This is a genomic window from Streptococcus sp. 2022WUSS135, assembly GCF_044427045.1.
Lineage (GTDB): Bacteria > Bacillota > Bacilli > Lactobacillales > Streptococcaceae > Streptococcus > Streptococcus hashimotonensis.
The window spans coordinates 46,959-64,119 of the sequence record NZ_JAOTGL010000008.1 but is presented as its reverse complement, the minus strand read 5'-3'; the positions used below and the strand labels follow the sequence as shown (position 1 = coordinate 64,119).

General features: G+C 44.6%; 18 protein-coding genes, 1 pseudogene and 1 riboswitch. Of the genes and pseudogenes, 17 read left to right on the top strand and 2 right to left on the bottom strand.

From position 1 onward, the window contains the following. Window positions 1-125: 125 nt before the first annotated feature. Entirely contained in the window at window positions 126-3,773 is a 3,648-nt protein-coding gene (gene rpoC, locus ODU45_RS04185; RefSeq protein WP_024385119.1) for a DNA-directed RNA polymerase subunit beta', read from the top strand. Between the two features lie 146 nt (window positions 3,774-3,919). Then, entirely contained in the window at window positions 3,920-4,294 is a 375-nt protein-coding gene (locus tag ODU45_RS04180; RefSeq protein ID WP_398580829.1) for a DUF1033 family protein, read from the top strand. A 27-nt stretch (window positions 4,295-4,321) separates the two neighbouring features. Here ODU45_RS04180 and ODU45_RS04175 read toward each other — a convergent pair. Continuing rightward, window positions 4,322-5,233, bottom strand: a pseudogene (locus ODU45_RS04175) (S66 peptidase family protein); the annotation flags it as partial. 271 nt (window positions 5,234-5,504) lie between these two features. Here ODU45_RS04175 and comGA point away from each other — a divergent pair. The 11 genes from comGA to ODU45_RS04120 all read left to right on the top strand — a co-directional run bounded on the left by comGA (window position 5,505) and on the right by ODU45_RS04120 (window position 13,574). Further along, window positions 5,505-6,455: a competence type IV pilus ATPase ComGA gene (gene comGA, locus ODU45_RS04170; protein WP_398580828.1), complete on the top strand. Its 951-nt coding sequence runs from the start codon at window positions 5,505-5,507 to the stop codon at window positions 6,453-6,455. Further along, window positions 6,367-7,404, top strand: coding sequence for a competence type IV pilus assembly protein ComGB (comGB, locus tag ODU45_RS04165; protein WP_398580827.1), 1,038 nt, complete (start codon window positions 6,367-6,369; stop codon window positions 7,402-7,404). The genes comGA and comGB overlap by 89 nt, the downstream gene beginning before the upstream one ends. 1 nt (window position 7,405) lies before the next feature. Then, a complete protein-coding gene (gene comGC, locus ODU45_RS04160; RefSeq protein WP_024385124.1) occupies window positions 7,406-7,687 on the top strand; it encodes a competence type IV pilus major pilin ComGC in 282 nt (93 codons plus the stop codon). Next, the gene (gene comGD, locus ODU45_RS04155; RefSeq protein WP_044759016.1) at window positions 7,668-8,075 is read left to right on the top strand and encodes a competence type IV pilus minor pilin ComGD; all 408 of its coding nucleotides are present in this window, start codon (window positions 7,668-7,670) and stop codon (window positions 8,073-8,075) included. The genes comGC and comGD overlap by 20 nt, the downstream gene beginning before the upstream one ends. After that, window positions 8,047-8,340, top strand: a complete 294-nt coding sequence (gene comGE / locus ODU45_RS04150) for a competence type IV pilus minor pilin ComGE (RefSeq protein WP_044759014.1) — start codon at window positions 8,047-8,049, stop codon at window positions 8,338-8,340. The genes comGD and comGE overlap by 29 nt, the downstream gene beginning before the upstream one ends. Then, the gene (comGF, locus tag ODU45_RS04145; RefSeq protein WP_052506926.1) at window positions 8,327-8,761 is read left to right on the top strand and encodes a competence type IV pilus minor pilin ComGF; all 435 of its coding nucleotides are present in this window, start codon (window positions 8,327-8,329) and stop codon (window positions 8,759-8,761) included. The genes comGE and comGF overlap by 14 nt, the downstream gene beginning before the upstream one ends. Next, the gene (gene comGG, locus ODU45_RS04140; RefSeq protein ID WP_398580826.1) at window positions 8,739-9,149 is read left to right on the top strand and encodes a competence type IV pilus minor pilin ComGG; all 411 of its coding nucleotides are present in this window, start codon (window positions 8,739-8,741) and stop codon (window positions 9,147-9,149) included. The genes comGF and comGG overlap by 23 nt, the downstream gene beginning before the upstream one ends. A gap of 56 nt (window positions 9,150-9,205) precedes the next feature. Beyond that, window positions 9,206-10,159, top strand: coding sequence for a class I SAM-dependent methyltransferase (locus ODU45_RS04135; protein ID WP_398580825.1), 954 nt, complete (start codon window positions 9,206-9,208; stop codon window positions 10,157-10,159). A 49-nt stretch (window positions 10,160-10,208) separates the two neighbouring features. Next, window positions 10,209-11,396, top strand: a complete 1,188-nt coding sequence (locus tag ODU45_RS04130) for an acetate kinase (protein WP_024399995.1) — start codon at window positions 10,209-10,211, stop codon at window positions 11,394-11,396. A gap of 123 nt (window positions 11,397-11,519) precedes the next feature. Next, a riboswitch (THF riboswitch) is annotated at window positions 11,520-11,665 on the top strand. A gap of 45 nt (window positions 11,666-11,710) precedes the next feature. Beyond that, window positions 11,711-12,262, top strand: a complete 552-nt coding sequence (locus ODU45_RS04125) for a folate family ECF transporter S component (RefSeq protein ID WP_074391332.1) — start codon at window positions 11,711-11,713, stop codon at window positions 12,260-12,262. 55 nt (window positions 12,263-12,317) lie between these two features. Continuing rightward, complete coding sequence (locus tag ODU45_RS04120; protein WP_398580824.1) at window positions 12,318-13,574, top strand: bifunctional folylpolyglutamate synthase/dihydrofolate synthase; 1,257 nt, start codon at window positions 12,318-12,320, stop codon at window positions 13,572-13,574. Between the two features lie 43 nt (window positions 13,575-13,617). On the opposite strand, the gene pepA is transcribed toward ODU45_RS04120, so the two are convergent. Continuing rightward, the gene (pepA, locus tag ODU45_RS04115) at window positions 13,618-14,679 is read right to left on the bottom strand and encodes a glutamyl aminopeptidase (protein WP_398579825.1); all 1,062 of its coding nucleotides are present in this window, start codon (window positions 14,677-14,679) and stop codon (window positions 13,618-13,620) included. 212 nt (window positions 14,680-14,891) lie between these two features. On the opposite strand from pepA, the gene ODU45_RS04110 reads away from it, so the two are divergent. From ODU45_RS04110 to ytpR, 4 genes are read left to right on the top strand one after another with little or no spacing between them, the layout of a single operon-like run. After that, window positions 14,892-15,176: a DUF4651 domain-containing protein gene (locus ODU45_RS04110; RefSeq protein WP_024404085.1), complete on the top strand. Its 285-nt coding sequence runs from the start codon at window positions 14,892-14,894 to the stop codon at window positions 15,174-15,176. Continuing rightward, window positions 15,173-15,493 carry a thioredoxin family protein gene (locus ODU45_RS04105; protein ID WP_114866121.1) on the top strand — a complete coding sequence of 107 codons (321 nt, stop codon included), beginning with the start codon at window positions 15,173-15,175 and terminating at the stop codon, window positions 15,491-15,493. The genes ODU45_RS04110 and ODU45_RS04105 overlap by 4 nt, the downstream gene beginning before the upstream one ends. Window positions 15,494-15,536: 43 nt before the next feature. Beyond that, window positions 15,537-16,493 carry a DUF1002 domain-containing protein gene (locus tag ODU45_RS04100; RefSeq protein WP_398580823.1) on the top strand — a complete coding sequence of 319 codons (957 nt, stop codon included), beginning with the start codon at window positions 15,537-15,539 and terminating at the stop codon, window positions 16,491-16,493. 18 nt (window positions 16,494-16,511) lie between these two features. Then, window positions 16,512-17,135 (top strand): YtpR family tRNA-binding protein, encoded by a 624-nt coding sequence (ytpR, locus tag ODU45_RS04095; protein ID WP_105182168.1) that lies wholly within the window; start codon window positions 16,512-16,514, stop codon window positions 17,133-17,135. Window positions 17,136-17,161 lie beyond the last annotated feature (26 nt).

The window sequence follows — 17,161 nt, the reverse complement described above, 5'->3', positions numbered from 1 at the left end:
CCAACGGTCTTCCACCGTCTGATTTGATAGAGGAATAGCTTACCAGCTATCCATTCTGCCGATTATTGTTCAAGAATTTGAGGTCTGGGAATCCAGCCTCTCACAAGAAAAGAAAGGGATTATTAGTGGTTGACGTAAATCGATTTAAAAGTATGCAAATCACGTTAGCTTCACCAAGTAAGGTTCGTTCATGGTCTTACGGTGAGGTTAAAAAACCTGAAACAATCAACTATCGGACACTTAAACCAGAACGTGATGGACTCTTTGACGAAGTCATCTTTGGTCCAACAAAAGACTGGGAGTGTTCATGTGGTAAATACAAGCGTATCCGTTATAAAGGGATTACTTGTGACCGCTGTGGCGTTGAAGTGACTCGTGCAAAAGTACGTCGTGAACGTATGGGACACATTGAGTTGAAAGCACCAATTTCACACATTTGGTATTTCAAAGGGATTCCAAGCCGTATGGGCTTGACCTTGGATATGAGCCCACGTGCCTTGGAAGAAGTTATCTACTTCGCAGCTTACGTGGTGATCGATCCAAAAGATACACCGCTTGAGCACAAGTCAATCATGACTGAGCGCGAATACCGTGAGCGTTTGCGTGAATATGGTTATGGTTCATTCGTTGCCAAAATGGGTGCAGAAGCCATCCAAGACCTCTTGAAACAAGTCGATCTTCCAAAAGAAATCGCAGCTTTGAAAGAAGAATTGAAAACAGCTTCTGGTCAAAAACGCATTAAAGCAGTTCGTCGTTTGGATGTATTGGATGCCTTCTACAAATCTGGTAACAAGCCTGAATGGATGATTCTCAACATCCTTCCTGTTATTCCACCAGATTTGCGTCCGATGGTTCAATTGGATGGTGGTCGTTTTGCCGCATCAGACTTGAACGAACTCTACCGCCGTGTTATCAACCGTAACAACCGTTTGGCACGTCTTTTGGAACTTAATGCTCCAGGAATTATCGTACAAAACGAAAAACGGATGCTTCAAGAAGCTGTGGATGCTTTGATTGACAACGGTCGCCGTGGTCGTCCAATCACAGGACCAGGTAGCCGTCCGCTTAAATCACTCAGCCACATGCTTAAAGGTAAGCAAGGACGTTTCCGTCAAAACTTGCTTGGTAAGCGTGTTGACTTCTCAGGACGTTCCGTTATCGCCGTTGGTCCAACTCTTAAAATGTACCAATGTGGTGTGCCACGCGAAATGGCTATCGAGCTCTTCAAACCGTTTGTCATGCGCGAAATCGTTGCCCGTGATATTGCTGGTAACGTAAAAGCTGCAAAACGTTTGATTGAACGTGGGGATGATCGCATCTGGGATATTTTGGAAGAAGTGATCAAAGAACACCCAGTTCTTTTGAACCGCGCACCTACCCTTCACCGTTTGGGTATCCAGGCTTTTGAGCCAGTTCTGATCGACGGTAAAGCCCTTCGTTTGCACCCGCTTGTCTGTGAAGCCTACAACGCCGACTTTGACGGTGACCAGATGGCGATTCACGTTCCATTGTCAGAAGAAGCACAAGCAGAAGCACGTATCCTTATGCTTGCGGCAGAACACATCCTTAACCCTAAAGATGGTAAACCAGTCGTAACACCATCTCAGGATATGGTTTTGGGTAACTACTACTTGACCATGGAAGATGCTGGTCGTGAAGGTGAAGGCATGGTCTTCAAGGATGCGGATGAGGCTGTTATGGCTTACCGCAATGGCTATGTTCACTTGCATACTCGTGTTGGTATCGCAACAGATAGCCTTGATAAACCTTGGAAAGATAACCAAAAACACAAGGTCATGATGACAACTGTCGGAAAAATCTTGTTCAACGCGATTATGCCAGAAGGCCTTCCATACTTGCAAGAGCCAAATAATGCTAACTTGACAGAAGGAACTCCTGATAAATACTTCTTGGAACCAGGATCAGATATCAAGGCTGCTATTGCAGAATTGCCAATCAACCAACCATTCAAGAAGAAAAATCTTGGTAATATCATCGCTGAAATCTTCAAGCGTTTCCGTACAACTGAAACATCAGCCCTGCTTGACCGTTTGAAAGACTTGGGTTACTATCACTCAACACTTGCTGGTTTGACAGTGGGTATTGCCGATATCCCAGTCATCGACAACAAGGCAGAAATCATTGAAGAATCTCACGAACGTGTAGAACAAATCAAGAAACAATTCCGTCGTGGTATGATTACTGACGATGAGCGTTATGCAGCTGTTACAGATGAATGGCGTTCAGCTAAGGAAAAATTGGAAAAACGTCTGGTTGAAAAACAAGATCCGAAGAACCCAATCGTTATGATGATGGACTCTGGTGCCCGTGGTAACATTTCCAACTTCTCCCAGTTGGCCGGTATGCGTGGTCTGATGTCAGCTCCGAACGGACGTATCATGGAATTGCCTATCTTGTCTAACTTCCGTGAAGGTCTTTCTGTTTTGGAAATGTTCTTCTCAACTCACGGTGCCCGTAAGGGTATGACGGATACGGCCTTGAAGACAGCCGATTCAGGTTATCTGACTCGTCGTCTGGTTGACGTTGCCCAAGACGTTATTATCCGTGAAGACGACTGTGGAACAGACCGTGGCCTTGACATCCGTTCAATCACAGATGGCAAGGAAATGATTGAGCCACTTGAAGAGCGTTTGCAAGGTCGTTACACTAAGAAAACTGTTAAACATCCTGAAACGGGTGCCGTTATCATTGGTCCAAACCAATTGATTACGGAAGATATTGCCCGTGAAATTGTCAATGCAGGTGTTGAACAAGTAACCATCCGTAGCGTATTTACATGTAACACTCGTCACGGTGTCTGCCGTCATTGTTACGGTATCAACTTGGCAACAGGTGATGCGGTTGAAGTGGGTGAAGCAGTTGGTACGATTGCAGCTCAATCTATCGGTGAACCTGGTACACAGCTTACAATGCGTACCTTCCACACGGGTGGTGTAGCCTCAAACAGCGATATTACGCAGGGTCTTCCTCGTGTCCAAGAGATCTTTGAAGCCCGTAATCCGAAAGGGGAAGCGGTTATCACTGAGGTTAAAGGTGAAGTTATCGCTATTGAAGAAGATGCTTCTACTCGTACCAAGAAAGTCTTTGTTAAAGGTAAAACTGGCGAAGGCGAATATGTGGTTCCATTTACAGCCCGTATGAAGGTTGAAGTTGGTGACCAAGTTGCGCGTGGAGCAGCCCTTACCGAAGGTTCTATCCAACCAAAACGCTTGCTTGAAGTCCGTGATGTCTTGGCGGTTGAAACTTACCTTCTTTCTGAAGTTCAAAAAGTTTACCGTAGCCAGGGTGTAGAAATCGGCGACAAGCACATCGAGGTAATGGTTCGCCAAATGCTTCGTAAAGTTCGTGTCATGGATCCAGGAGATACAGATCTTCTCATGGGTACCCTCATGGATATTACCGACTTTACAGATGCCAATGCGGAAGTGGTTATTGCAGGTGGTATTCCGGCAACAGCTCGTCCAGTTCTTATGGGTATCACAAAAGCGTCCCTTGAAACCAACTCATTCTTGTCTGCCGCATCCTTCCAAGAAACAACTCGCGTTCTTACAGATGCAGCTATTCGTGGTAAACGTGACAACCTTCTCGGTCTTAAAGAGAACGTTATTATCGGTAAGATTATCCCAGCAGGTACAGGTATGGCCCGCTACCGTAATCTCGAACCACAAGCCATCAATGAAGTTGAAATCATTGAAGACACAGTAGCTGAAGAACTTGCAGCAGAAGCAGAGCTTGCTGCAGTAACTGAGTAATTAAGATGGCACATCTCTCTTTGAGGGATGTGCTTTTTGATATTCGGAAAGAAACATATATATGACTTGATAAGGAATTAACAAGCAGAATGTTTTCTTAAATCATACAATTTCGATATAATGTGTACGAAAAAGGAAGTAATATTATGTATCAAGTTATTAAAATGTATGGAGATTTTGAACCCTGGTGGTTCTTAGATGGTTGGGAAGAGGATGTTACCAGTAGGGCTGCTTTTGATCGCTATGAGGATGCACTGAATGCCTTTCAAAAAGAGTGGGTACGGCTATCAGAGGATTTTCCAATGAAGAAAAGTAAGAATGGAACGATGGTGGCTTTTTGGGATGAATCAGACCAGCATTGGTGTGAGGAGTGCGATGAATATTTGCAGCGGTATCATTCGCTGATGTTGGTAGAAGCGAGAGAAAATTTACCTGGGGGGTTTGCTACTAAACCGGTACAACAACCGCGAGTTCGCCCTTGCAAGCTAAGACAAGGAAAATGTGTCAATTATGATTCATAAAAGGATTGCCCTAGTGAGCAATCCTTTTTAGCTGAATCTGATAGAAAAGTCTTCGGTGTTAAGCTCTACCTGTCCACCGATTGTGATGGTGAAAAGAGGCTGGGTATGGGCAAAGTCCAAATCGTAGAGAACAGGAACTTTTTTGAGAATAGGGTGCTTGTCCAAAATCGCCAACAAAATCTCCTCGGTCATCTTGGTTTCTTTAGGAAAACGACCGAAGACAAGGGCTTGGGGATTTGGATAGGCTTGTAGAAGAGCTGTCAAATGACGAGCGATAATGAGATAATCGTCGTCTTTCGCCTCTTCTAAAAATAGAATATATTTGTCTGGTCTGGGTGCAAACTCTGTCCCAGTCAGTAGATTGAGGGTTGATATGTTTCCGCCGATGGCAATACCAGAGGCCTGGCCTGGATTGTAGACTTTCCACTCTGTTTGGTAAAAGGTGCGAGGGGCGTCTGGTAGGTACCAGGCATCGCTGGACCATTCTGGACTCGGGGTCAGTTCATAGGAATCTTGTGTCACAGCCTTGAGCCAGGCTTCTGTTTGATACTCTTGGGCTTGCACCATTTTGAAGCTTGAATAAGCTGGACCCATGTAGGTTTGCATGCCTGTCTTGGCGTAGATGGCATTGAGCAGGGCGGTCGTATCCGAATAACCACAGAAAATCTTCTGATTGCGGGCAATCAGGTCAAAATCCAGATAAGGCAGCAGTTCGTTGCAGTTGACACCGCCAATGGTTGTCAGAATGGCATCGACCGACTCATCCGCAAAGGCTATTTCCAAGTCCGCAACACGACTGGCAATCGGAGCCGAATCAAAAATATCGTTTTCAAAATAATGTTCTGAGAAAGTGAGTTTGAAGCCCAGAGCTTCTAGTTTTTCCTTGGCAGCAAGATTGGCTTCAAAACCGCCAATTCTTTCAATAGATGAAGAGGGACTGGGAGCGGTACAGAACTCGAAGACTTTAAAGAGTTCGTCTTACCGCCCCCGCACAGTTGATTAGGTTAGATTTGGAGTGTAAAACGAACAAATCTGCCAATCAACCACTGCGCTGAGATGTTGACTTAAACGTTAGTAGTGTGGGAAATTTGGCGATTTACCGTCGCCTTTTTTTAATTTTTTCATAGGAACCTCCAAGCTTTTTTATTATTTTAACAAAAAAGTATGGAAAATCAAGTTTCCTTACGAATTGATAGGATGAGGAGGTTGTATGATTCAAGAAAAAGCAAGAAAGATGATTGAAGAGGCGGTGGCAGATAGGGTCAGTGATATTTATCTGGTTCCTCGTGGTCAGGGCTATCAAGTCTATCATCGCATCATGGATGAACGGGAGTTTGTGCAAGACGTGGCTGAGGAAGAAGTAATAGCCATTATTAGCCATTTCAAGTTTTTAGCAGGTTTAAATGTTGGTGAAAAACGCCGTAGCCAGCAGGGGTCCTGTGACTATGATTATGGTAGCGGAGAGATTTCACTTCGCTTATCAACTGTCGGTGATTATCGTGGTAAGGAAAGTTTGGTTATCCGCCTGCTCTATGACAATGACAAGGAACTCAAGTTCTGGTTTGAGGCAGCTGAGCGACTTGCAGAAGAAATCAAGGGACGAGGGCTCTACCTTTTTTCGGGTCCAGTCGGCTCTGGTAAGACCACACTTATGTACCATCTTGCCAGGCTAAAATTCCCAGACAAGCAGATTTTGACCATCGAGGATCCTGTCGAAATCAAACAGGAGGACATGCTGCAACTCCAGCTCAATGAAGCCATCGGAGCCACCTACGACAATCTGATCAAACTGTCCCTCCGCCATCGACCAGACTTGCTCATCATTGGTGAGATTCGGGATGCGGAAACCGCTCGAGCAGTCATTCGAGCCAGCCTGACGGGAGCTACCGTTTTCTCAACAGTTCATGCAAGGTCTATTTCAGGTGTCTATGCCCGTATGTTAGAACTAGGTGTCAGCCCTGAGGAGTTAAACAATGCCCTTCAAGGGATTGCCTATCAACGTTTGATTGGGGGAGGAGGTGTAGTAGATTTTGCGAAGGAAAATTACCAAAATCATTCCGCAGACCAGTGGAATGCGCAAATTGATCGCCTTTTTGCAGCAGGACATATCAGTCTTCAGCAGGCAGAAACAGAAAAAATTACCCTTGGTTCGCCAGCGTAAGGTCATTGAGCTTTTCAATAATCTTTTTGCTAGTGGTTTTCATCTGGGGGAGATTGTTGATTTTCTCAAACGCAGTCAGCTTCTGGCAGATCCCTATACCCAGGTCTTGTCAGACGGGCTGTTAGCAGGAAAACCCTTTTCAAGTTTGCTGGCGGATTTGCGGTTTTCAGATGCGGTGGTCACACAGGTGGCTCTGGCAGAAGTTCATGGCAATACCAGCCTGAGTTTGAGCCATATCCAGTCCTATCTGGAAAATGTCAGCAAGGTTCGTAAAAAATTGATTGAAGTGGCGACCTATCCGATTATATTACTTGGTTTTCTGCTCTTGATTATGCTGGGCTTGAAAAACTATCTTCTGCCCCAGTTGGAGGAAGGCAATGCAGCGACCATGCTAATTAATCATCTGCCGACTATCTTTTTATCCTTCTGTGGACTTGGTTTGGTAGCGGTCTTAGCTGGTATGGCTTGGTTTCGCAAAACTAACAAAATCAAGGTCTTTTCCTGCTTAGCAGCTCTGCCATTTTTCGGAAAACTCATCCAAACCTATCTGACGGCCTATTACGCCAGGGAGTGGGGGAATTTGATTGGGCAAGGCTTGGACCTGCCGCAGATTGTAGGCTTGATGCAGGAGCAGCAATCGCAGCTCTTTCGAGAGATTGGACAGGACCTGGAGCAGTCGCTTTCCAATGGTCAGAGTTTTCACGAACACATTAAGACCTATGCCTTTTTTAAGCGGGAGCTGAGTTTGATTGTCGAGTATGGTCAGGTCAAGTCCAAGTTGGGTGGCGAGTTGACAGTCTATGCAGCCGAGTGCTGGGAGGATTTTTTCTCTCGGGTTAATAGAGCCATGCAGCTGATTCAACCGCTGGTCTTTCTCTTTGTGGCCTTAATGGTCGTGCTTATCTACGCAGCCATGTTGCTGCCGATTTATCAAAATATGGAGTTGTAAAATGAAAAAATTAATTGAAATGAAGGTAAAAGGGTTCACTCTGGTGGAAATGTTAGTCGTTTTGGGGATCATTAGCCTGCTCTTGCTCCTTTTTGTGCCAAATTTGAGCCAGCAGAAGGATGCTATTCAGAAGAAGGGGGATGCGGCAGTTGTCAAAGTAGTGGAAAGCCAGATGGAGCTCTATGAATTGGAATATGATAAGGAAGCAACGGTGGAGGACTTGCAAAAGGCTGGTTATATTACACCAAAACAAGCGGAGCAGTATGCTACGGCGAAAAAATAAGGCTTTTACCCTGTTTGAAAGCCTGCTAACCTTATTTGTCATCAGCTTTCTGGCAATCAGCCTGTCGGGAACGGTGCAAACGGCCTTTCAGTCTGTCCAGGAAGAGATTTTTCTCTGGGAATTTGAGGGCATCTATAAAGACAGTCAGAAACTGGCAGCTAGTTCCCACCAAACAGTGAGTCTAGCTATCGGTGGACAGGAGGTTACAAATGGTCATCAGGCTGTAGAGGTACCCAGAAATGTAGAAGTATTGGAAGGGAAGACCATCACATTTGAAGAAAATGGTGGAAATTCTTCTCTGGCCAAGATTCGTTTTCGGCTTAGTCGAAAGACAGTCACGTATCAATTATATATAGGGAGTGGTCGCTATAAGAAAACAGAAGAATAAGGCTTATATTTTGCTAGAAAGTCTGGTTGCCCTTGCGACCCTAGTGACTATTTGCAGCTTGATTTTGTCAGCGGTGGATGCAGGTCGTAGGCGACAGGCTTGGGAATTGGAACAACAGGAGGTTCTCAATCTAGCACAGATGGCTGTTCAGACCGAGCAAGATAACCTAGCCTTAAACGGTGTTACAGTTCAGGTTCAACGAACAGCAGATAAGATGATTGTTTTCCACGAGGGAAAGGAGGTTTTATCGGTTGTTAAAAAGTAAAATTCCTGCTTTTACTCTCTTGGAATGCTTGGTAGCCTTAGTCATTCTTTCAGGTAGTCTTCTGGTCTTTGAAGGCTTGTCAAAACTGCTGGTCCAAGAAGCGCATTATCAAGGTCAGACCGTTCAAAAGGAATGGTTGGTCTTCTCTAGTCAATTGCGGTCGGAGTGGGACCAGGCTGACTTGGTCAAGGTTGAAAATGGCAAGGTCTATGTTGATAAGGGAGGGCAGGCTTTGGCCTTTGGTAAGTCACGGTCGGATGATTTTCGGAAAACAAATGACAGGGGACAGGGCTACCAGCCCATGCTCTATCAGGTGGATAGCACAGCTATTTCCCAAGAAAACCAGCTGGTGCGCATCGACTTTAGCTTTAAAAACGGAGAGGAGCGGACCTTTATCTATGCTTTTAAAGAAAAAAGTTAAGGCGGGCATCCTGCTCTATGCCCTTTTGATGCTGGCGGTTTTTAGTCTTTTGCTTCAGTTTTATCTCCACCGCCAAGAGGCTGAGAGTCGCTTGGTACAGGTGGCAAGGCAAGAAACGACTGCTTATATCATGGCTCAGATGGTCTTGGACAAAGTCGAGCAGGACCTACAAGTAGAAAAAATAGTTGCGGGAGCGGCGGTGAATGAAAAGGAAGCAAATTTAACCACAGGTTCTAAGCAGAAGGAGGATGGAGGAAGGGTCTCCTTTCAAGAGGGACAGGCTCGTTATCAACTTAAAGGTGACCAACTATTGGTTGCAGTTGAGTTAACAAGTGATGGTCTGTATACCTATCAATTTCCTTTGGGGCTATCCTCAGAAGGAGGGTGAGTTGACTCGCTCTCCTTTTTGGTGCAAAGTCTGTGAATTTTTGATAAGATAAGAGTATGAATTTTGAAAAGATCGAACAGGCTTACGACCTGCTATTAGAAAACGTACAGACTATCCAAAACCAGCTAGGCACCAATATCTATGATGCCATGATTGAGCAAAATGCTGCTTACGTAGCTGGTCAGCATGAGACAGATCTTGTTGTCAATAATAACAAGACCTTGAAACAACTAGATTTAACCAAGGAAGAATGGCGTCGTGCCTTCCAATTCCTGCTCATCAAGGCCAATCAGACTGAACCCATGCAGTATAATCACCAGTTCACACCAGACTCTATCGGATTTATCCTATCTTTTCTAGTGGACCAATTAGTATCTGCTTCCAAGGTGACGGTTCTGGAAATTGGTTCGGGGACAGGCAATCTAGCTCAGACTATTCTCAACGCCAGCCAGAAAGAATTGGATTACTTGGGGATCGAAGTGGACGACCTCTTGATTGATTTGTCGGCAAGTATTGCGGATGTCATGCAGGCAGATATTTCTTTTGCTCAGGGAGATGCGGTACGTCCGCAGATTTTGAAGGAAAGTCAAGTAATTTTGGGAGATTTAGCTATCGGCTACTATCCAGATGACCAGATTGCCAGCCGTTATCAGGTTGCCAGCCCAAATGAACATACCTACGCCCATCATTTACTCATGGAACAGTCCCTCAAATATCTGGAAAAGGATGGATTCGCTATTCTCTTGGCTCCAAATGATTTGTTGACTAGTCCGCAAAGCGATTTACTGAAAGGCTGGTTACAAGAACAAGCCAATATCGTTGCCATGATTGCCCTGCCACCAAATCTCTTTGGGAAGGCTGCTATGGCCAAGTCTATTTTTGTCTTGCAAAAGAAAGCTGCAAGACCGTTGGCGCCGTTTGTTTATCCCTTACAAAGTCTTCAAGAACCAGAAGCTATTCAGAAGTTCATGCTCAATTTCAAAAATTGGAAGCAAGAGAATGCAATTTAAGTGAAAATCTGTTATACTAGTTAGGAAAACGCTTTAAAAGAGGTAAGATATGTCAAAAACAATTGCAATTAATGCAGGTAGTTCAAGTCTAAAATGGCAACTTTATCAAATGCCAGAAGAAACAGTACTAGCAGCGGGTATTATCGAGCGTATCGGCTTAAATGATTCTATTTCCACTGTTAAGTATGATGGAAAAAAAGAAAGTGAAGTATTAGATATTCCTAATCATACAGTTGCAGTTAAGATTCTTCTTGAAGATTTGCTCAAACACAATATTATTGCAACTTATGAAGAAATTACAGGTGTTGGACACCGTGTTGTTGCGGGTGGAGAATACTTCAAGGAGTCAGTGGTTATTGGTCAAAAAGAGATTGAGCAAATTGAAGAGTTGAGTGCCTTGGCGCCACTTCATAACCCAGCACACGTGGCGGCGATGCGTGCATTTGAAGAAGTATTGCCAGAAGTGTTGAATGTAGCTGTTTTTGACACTGCTTTCCATACAACGATGCCAAAACATGCATATCTCTATCCAATTCCACAAAAATATTATACAGACTATAAAGTTCGTAAGTATGGTGCTCATGGAACGAGCCACTACTATGTAGCGCATGAGGCTGCAAAAGTTTTGGGGCGTCCAATCGAAGAGTTAAAATTGATTACGGCACATATCGGAAATGGTGTATCCATCACTGCTAACTATCATGGTGAATCTGTGGATACTTCAATGGGCTTCACACCACTAGCTGGTCCAATGATGGGAACTCGTTCAGGGGATATTGATCCTGCTATCATTCCTTATTTGATTGCGAATGTTGAAGAATTGAAAGATGCTGCAGACGTTGTTAACATGTTGAATAAACAGTCAGGCTTGTTCGGTGTATCTGGCTTCTCAAGTGATATGCGTGATATTGAGGCAGGCATCCAAGCTCACGATCCAGATGCAGTGTTGGCCTACAATATTTTCATTGACCGTATTAAGAAATTTATCGGTCAATATCTTGCAGTTTTAAATGGGGCAGATGCTATTGTCTTCACGGCAGGTATGGGTGAAAATGCACCGCTTATGCGAAATGATGTCATTGCAGGTTTGTCTTGGTTTGGTATTGAGTTGGACCCAGCAAAAAATGTATTTGGCAACTATGGTGACATTTCAACGCCAGAATCAAAAGTTCGTGTCTTGGTTATTCCAACGGATGAAGAATTGGTTATTGCGCGTGAAGTTGAACGCTTGAAATAATAGAAGGAAATTGGCAGTAACCCTGCCAGTTTTTCTTATAGTCAGTAACTGTTAGGAGTAATAGATTTTGGCAATTGGTCAAACTGACCTTGGTATGATAAAATAGACTAGCAAAGAAATTTGCACAGAGTAGATGGTTTGCGTCAAGTGTATGTGGATGGGATGTTGCCACATAACGAAGCTGATCTTTGCTTGTATCTGATGTCTCCTAGAGTAGGAACATTGAGGTCTGGCTGAGAGTAGCGCGGTAAACCATTGCATCCGCTGTCGAATACACACGACAGCTCCATTTTTTTGAAAAAGGAGCATTTTTTATGGAAAAGAAGATTCCAAAACTAACGGTGCAGTTGTTGACTGCTATTGCGATGACCCTTGCCTTGGTTATGGTTGTGGAGAACTATTTCTCCATTCGGATTTCAGAAACCTTGCAGGTCCAGTTTACCTTTATTCCCAATACTATTTTGGGAGCTATTGCTGGTCCGGTTTGGGCGGCTGTCTTTGCGGCTATTTCAGACCCAGTCTTTGTCTTGTTTAGCGGGCAAACTGTTCTCTTCACTTGGATTTTGATTGAGGCGGTATCTGCTTTTATCTACGGCTGGTTCTTTTATCAGAAGCCGCTGAATATTAAAAACAAAGCTGATTGGCTCTATGTGGCTGGTGTAGTTGTCTTGATTCAGGTTGTGATTTCCTTTATCATGACACCGATTGCCCTCCATTTCCATTTTGGAACACCTTGGATTGCCTTGTATAGCAGTCGTTTGATTAAGGCTATTTTTGAAATTCCGTTACGCATTGTCGTGACCATGCTTGTCTTGCCAAGTTTACAAAAAATACCTGAATTGGCCAAGTTAATGGGCATTAAATAAAACAGTATCGAGCAACAGGTCATCCCCCTGTTGCTGCTTTTGTAGAGAGGGAATCATGAATTATCAAGAAACTCGTCAGTGGCTATCGAATCGCCCTGTATCAGATTTAGAAAATGGCGTTGCGCGTGTCAACTGGCTCTTGGAACGTTTGGACAATCCCCAGCTTCAAGTGCCGACTATTCACTTTGTTGGAACAAATGGCAAGGGGTCGACCTTGAATGCCTTACAGTCTATCTTACGGTCTTCGGATTACACAGTCGGCCGTTTTACCTCACCGTCTATCATTGATTTTCGAGAACAGATTGTCTTTGAGCAAGAGATGATTTCGGAGGAAGACTTTGCGAGGATTGTGACAGACTTGCAGCCCTTAATTGAGGACTTGGACCAGACGGCTGGTCTGGATGCCATCTCGGAATTTGAGATTGTAGTAGTGGCTATGTTTGTCTACTTTGCTCACTACCAGCGTCCCGACATTCTTTTGGTAGAGGCTGGCATGGGTGGTTTGCAGGATGCGACCAATGTCCTTAATCCTCTAGCGGTAGTTTGTCCTTCTATCGGCTTGGACCATCAGGCTTTTTTGGGAGAGACCCACGCTGCTATAGCCCGTCACAAGGTTGCTGTCTTGCGTGAGCGGGTTCCCCTCCTCTATGCGACCGATCAGCCAGAAGTGGAGACAGTATTTGAGGAGTACGCCCGTCAGCTTCAGAGTCCGACCTATGCGGTGGGGCGGGAGATTGTTTTGGAAAATAGCAGAGCAGGCTTTGCGGTTTCAAGTCCCTTCGGCCGAGTTGAGGATTTGAGGCTACAGATGCAGGGGCATCACCAAGAGGTCAACGCAGCCTTGGCAGTGACAACAGCTCAGCTTCTCAGCTCTGATTTTCCAAAGATTACCAATGAAACCATCAGCCAGGGCTTGTCCCAAGCCATCTGGCCGGGCCGCTTAGAATTGATACAACCAAGGCTCATGATTGACGGAGCCCACAATAATGAAAGCGTCGCAGTTCTGACCCAGCTCCTAGAGGAAAAATATGCGGACAGAGATATTGAAATCCTCTTTGCGGCCATCAATACCAAGCCTGTGGACCAGATGTTGTCCCAGCTTAGCCAATTTGGACCTGTTAGCGTGACAACTTTTGACGATTTCAGAGCGGTACAGTTAGAAGATTATCCGTCAGGCTATGAACGAGTTCAGACCTATCAGGAGTGGTTGGAGCAGGCGGACTTGGACAATCCCAAAAAACTGTACCTGATTACAGGTTCGCTTTATTTCATTACCCATGTGAGGAAGTACATTTTAGAAGAGCTTATATAGAAAAAGGCTTTGCCGGGCATTCTACCTAGCAAAGTCTTTTGTTTTAATAGTTTTTAATCAAATCAACCGTTGAGCGGTCTAGCTTTTTAACGATGGCTTGCAAGAAGGCTTGGGCCTCTAAGAAGTCATCCATGCTGTAGAGAGTTTGATGTGAATGGATGTAGCGAGCGCAGACACCGATTGTCGTTGATGGAACACCTTGATTTTTCAAGTGAGCTGCACCAGCATCTGTTCCACCTTTACCACAGTAGTATTGGAATTTGACACCTGCTTCTTCGGCAGTTGAGAGGAGGAAGTCTTTCATGTTTTTTAACATGATATGACCTGGGTCGTAGAAACGAAGTAGAGTTCCGTCACCGATTTTTCCTTGGTCGCCATAAATATCGCCTGCAGGCGAGCAATCAACAGCAAGGAAAATATCTGGATTGAACTTGGTTGTAGAAGCGTGAGCTCCACGTAGGCCAACCTCTTCTTGCACATTTGCCCCAGCAATCAACTGATTTGGTAAGGTTTGACCCGATAGGCTTTCTAGCAATTCCGTCACCATAAGGACACCGAAGCGGTTGTCCCAAGCCTTAGAAATAACATTTTTTCCGTTGGCTGTTAGAATGGTTTCGTTTTTGGGAACCAGGACATCCCCCGGACGAACGCCGAACGCCCAAGCTTCGTCATAATTGGCGAAACCAGCATCGAAAATAATATCAGCGATGGCAGGCATGCCAGGAGCGTTAGCCCCACGAGAAAGATGGGGAGGCACTGAACCTGAAATGGCAGGAATGGTCCGACCGTCCTGTAGTTGAAGCGTGAAGGCTTGACTGGATACAACTAGCGGATTCCAGCCTCCCAGCTCGACAACACGGAAAGTACCGTCTGGCTTGATTTGGCTAATCATAAAGCCGACTTCATCCATATGTGCAGCTACTAAGATGCGAGGAGCATTTTCAACAGCTGTATCTCTGATACCGAAAATTCCACCTAGTCCATCTGTTTCGATGCGGTCTACATGTGGTGTGATTTTCTGGCGGATGTGGTTGCGAACCTGTCCTTCAAATCCCGGTAAGCTTTGCAATTCTGTAACTTCTTTAATTTTTTCAAAAAGAGTCATACTTCTTCCTCCATGACATGATTACTACTATTTTATCACGAAGAGCTAGACTTGTCTTGAAAATATGGGAAAATAAACAATAAACAGATGATGAAATCATGCTTTCTGAAAACTGAATCGTTTTCATATGTTTGTGGAGAGTTTGTCTCAGCTGTCACAAGTTCAATGGCATTTTTGGGAAAATTCCGAGGAAATATGATAAAATAGTCAACATGAAAAAGAAAAAGACAGCCTTGCTAGCAGGCTTATTGGGGGCAGGTGTGCTCACCGCTAGTGCTCAATTTTACCGTAAAATCCAAGAAGACCGTAAAAAAGCACAGGCCTTGCAGGAGGTGCGTGACTTTTTCGCTAATGTAGGAGAAATTGCCACGGTCTACGTAGATGAAACAGCCTCAACGCAAGACTCTCTCGTTGGAGGAGTTGTGATGGAGGCAGGACAGGTATTTCTATTTGAAAATGCCCAAGGTTCTATTCAATACAGGGAGGAAGAAAGATGATTTTTCCAACAAATCTTGAAGAAGTAGCTGCCTTGATTGAAGATGGCAAGCCAACTGTTTTTCTATTTGTGACGACTTGGTGTGGAGATTGCCACTATATTAAACCGCATTTGCCAGCTATCGAAGAGGCTTTTCCAGATTTCCGTTTTGTGCAACTAGATCGAGATGACTTTATGTCTTTGGCGCAGGAATGGGCTATTTTAGGCATTCCAAGTCTGGTTGTTTTGGAAAATGGTAAGGAAATCGGTCGTTTTGTCGATAAGAATCGCAAGACCAAGGAAGAAATCATGAACTTCTTATCTGGCTTGGGTAGATAAATCAGCAGAGAAGCTCTGCTATTCCCAAAAGAAAGGAAAGAACATGAAGAAATCACTAGGAAAAATCCTTCTAGCACCTGTGGTGCTGGGATTGAGTTTGAGTCTTGCTCCTTTGGTGCAGGCTGAGATTCAAACAGATGTTATCAATGAAAAATGGGGCAAGCCAACACTGGTCTATGGTGGCGGTTTGTCAGATGCGCAGGCGACAGAGGTTAACAATCTATTTGGTATTTCGGATGTTAATAATGTCAGTCGTCAGGTAGTTGTCGGCACGGATATGGACCAATATTTAGGTACATCTGGAGCGGACACAGCCTCCCTCTATTCATCTGTCTTGGTGCAAAAGCAGGATGCTGGAAAAGGGGTTGTGGTGGATATTAAGACGCCACAGAATATCACCTTGATTACCGAAACGCAGTATGCCAATGCGGCTATTACAGCTGGTGCGTCGGATGACTTGATTGATGTAGCTTCTCCGATTCAGGTAACGGGGGAGTCTGCTTTGACAGGTGTTTACAAGGCTCTCGCGGCCAATGGTGAAACAGTTGATACAGCCCGAACCGAAGTAGCTCAACAAGAGCTAGAGACAGTCAATGAAGTAGCGACGGCTCATACAGGTGACTCCAATTTTGATAGTTCGGCTTTGGATAAGGCGGTAGCGGAAATCAAGACTGCTCTTGCCGACTACAAACAGTCCAACGGTCAGGTAGCTTCCGAGTCAGACATCAATACTATTATTAACGATGTCTTGGCCAATAACGGTTTGGAAAATGTCATCACAGCAGATGAGGTTTCAAAATTGGTTACCTTTGCCAAAGCTTATCAGGAAACCTCTGCTATTGATTCGGCTGAGGTTGCTGCCCAGCTCAACCAGTTTAAGCAACAAGCGGAGCAACAAATTTCAGAAGCCTATAAGAATCTACAAGATTCAGGGATTTTAGAAAAAATCGGTGCCTTCTTTGAAAATCTTTGGAAAGGCTTGACCGGTCTATTTGCATAAAGGAGAAATGAAAAAGAAATGATTTTTACATATAATAAGGAACACGTTGGCGATGTTCTGATGGTGATTGTGGCTGAGGACAAGGGGCAGGCTGTCCAGTTTGAACGTAAGGGTCAAGTGGCGCGTGTTTTCCTAGAAGAAACAGGAAAAACAGTGGCTTGGAATATTTTTGAAGCATCAAGTTTGGTTGAGATTGCTGGAAATGGTCAGGTTTTCCTGACAGACGAACAAGTTGCGACCTTGAATGCAGCATTAGCAAAAGAAGGCTTTACTGAAAGCTTGGTTAACGACAATGCTCCAAAGTTCGTAGTCGGTCAGATTGCGGAATTGGTTCCTCATCCAGACAGCGATCACCTCAATATCTGTCAGGTCAATGTCGGTGACAAAACAGTGCAAATCGTAGCTGGTGCCCCAAATGCTGCCCAAGGTTTGAAAACCATTGTAGCTCTTCCGGGGGCAATGATGCCGAGCGGTAGCCTGATTTTCCCAGGGAAGTTGCGTGGTGAAGATAGCTTTGGTATGATGTGCAGTCCGCGTGAATTGGCTCTGCCAAACGCACCACAAGTCCGTGGTATTATCGAATTGGACGACTCCGCAGTGGTCGGAGAAGCCTTTGATCCAGTAAAACACTGGAAGGGATAGAAAAAAGAATTGGTCAGATGGCCAAT

Excerpts from the sequence above, each read along its gene's own strand:
- ODU45_RS04180 (WP_398580829.1), top strand. The coding sequence starts at position 3,920 with ATGTATCAAGTTATTAAAATGTATGGAGATTTTGAACCCTGGTGGTTC.
- comGA (WP_398580828.1), top strand. The coding sequence starts at position 5,505 with ATGATTCAAGAAAAAGCAAGAAAGATGATTGAAGAGGCGGTGGCAGAT.
- comGB (WP_398580827.1), top strand. The coding sequence starts at position 6,367 with ATGCGCAAATTGATCGCCTTTTTGCAGCAGGACATATCAGTCTTCAGC.
- comGC (WP_024385124.1), top strand. The coding sequence starts at position 7,406 with ATGAAAAAATTAATTGAAATGAAGGTAAAAGGGTTCACTCTGGTGGAA.
- comGD (WP_044759016.1), top strand. The coding sequence starts at position 7,668 with ATGCTACGGCGAAAAAATAAGGCTTTTACCCTGTTTGAAAGCCTGCTA.
- comGG (WP_398580826.1), top strand. The coding sequence starts at position 8,739 with ATGCTTTTAAAGAAAAAAGTTAAGGCGGGCATCCTGCTCTATGCCCTT.
- ODU45_RS04135 (WP_398580825.1), top strand. The coding sequence starts at position 9,206 with ATGAATTTTGAAAAGATCGAACAGGCTTACGACCTGCTATTAGAAAAC.
- ODU45_RS04130 (WP_024399995.1), top strand. The coding sequence starts at position 10,209 with ATGTCAAAAACAATTGCAATTAATGCAGGTAGTTCAAGTCTAAAATGG.
- ODU45_RS04125 (WP_074391332.1), top strand. The coding sequence starts at position 11,711 with ATGGAAAAGAAGATTCCAAAACTAACGGTGCAGTTGTTGACTGCTATT.
- ODU45_RS04120 (WP_398580824.1), top strand. The coding sequence starts at position 12,318 with ATGAATTATCAAGAAACTCGTCAGTGGCTATCGAATCGCCCTGTATCA.
- pepA (WP_398579825.1), bottom strand. The coding sequence starts at position 14,679 with ATGACTCTTTTTGAAAAAATTAAAGAAGTTACAGAATTGCAAAGCTTA.
- ODU45_RS04110 (WP_024404085.1), top strand. The coding sequence starts at position 14,892 with ATGAAAAAGAAAAAGACAGCCTTGCTAGCAGGCTTATTGGGGGCAGGT.
- ODU45_RS04105 (WP_114866121.1), top strand. The coding sequence starts at position 15,173 with ATGATTTTTCCAACAAATCTTGAAGAAGTAGCTGCCTTGATTGAAGAT.
- ODU45_RS04100 (WP_398580823.1), top strand. The coding sequence starts at position 15,537 with ATGAAGAAATCACTAGGAAAAATCCTTCTAGCACCTGTGGTGCTGGGA.
- ytpR (WP_105182168.1), top strand. The coding sequence starts at position 16,512 with ATGATTTTTACATATAATAAGGAACACGTTGGCGATGTTCTGATGGTG.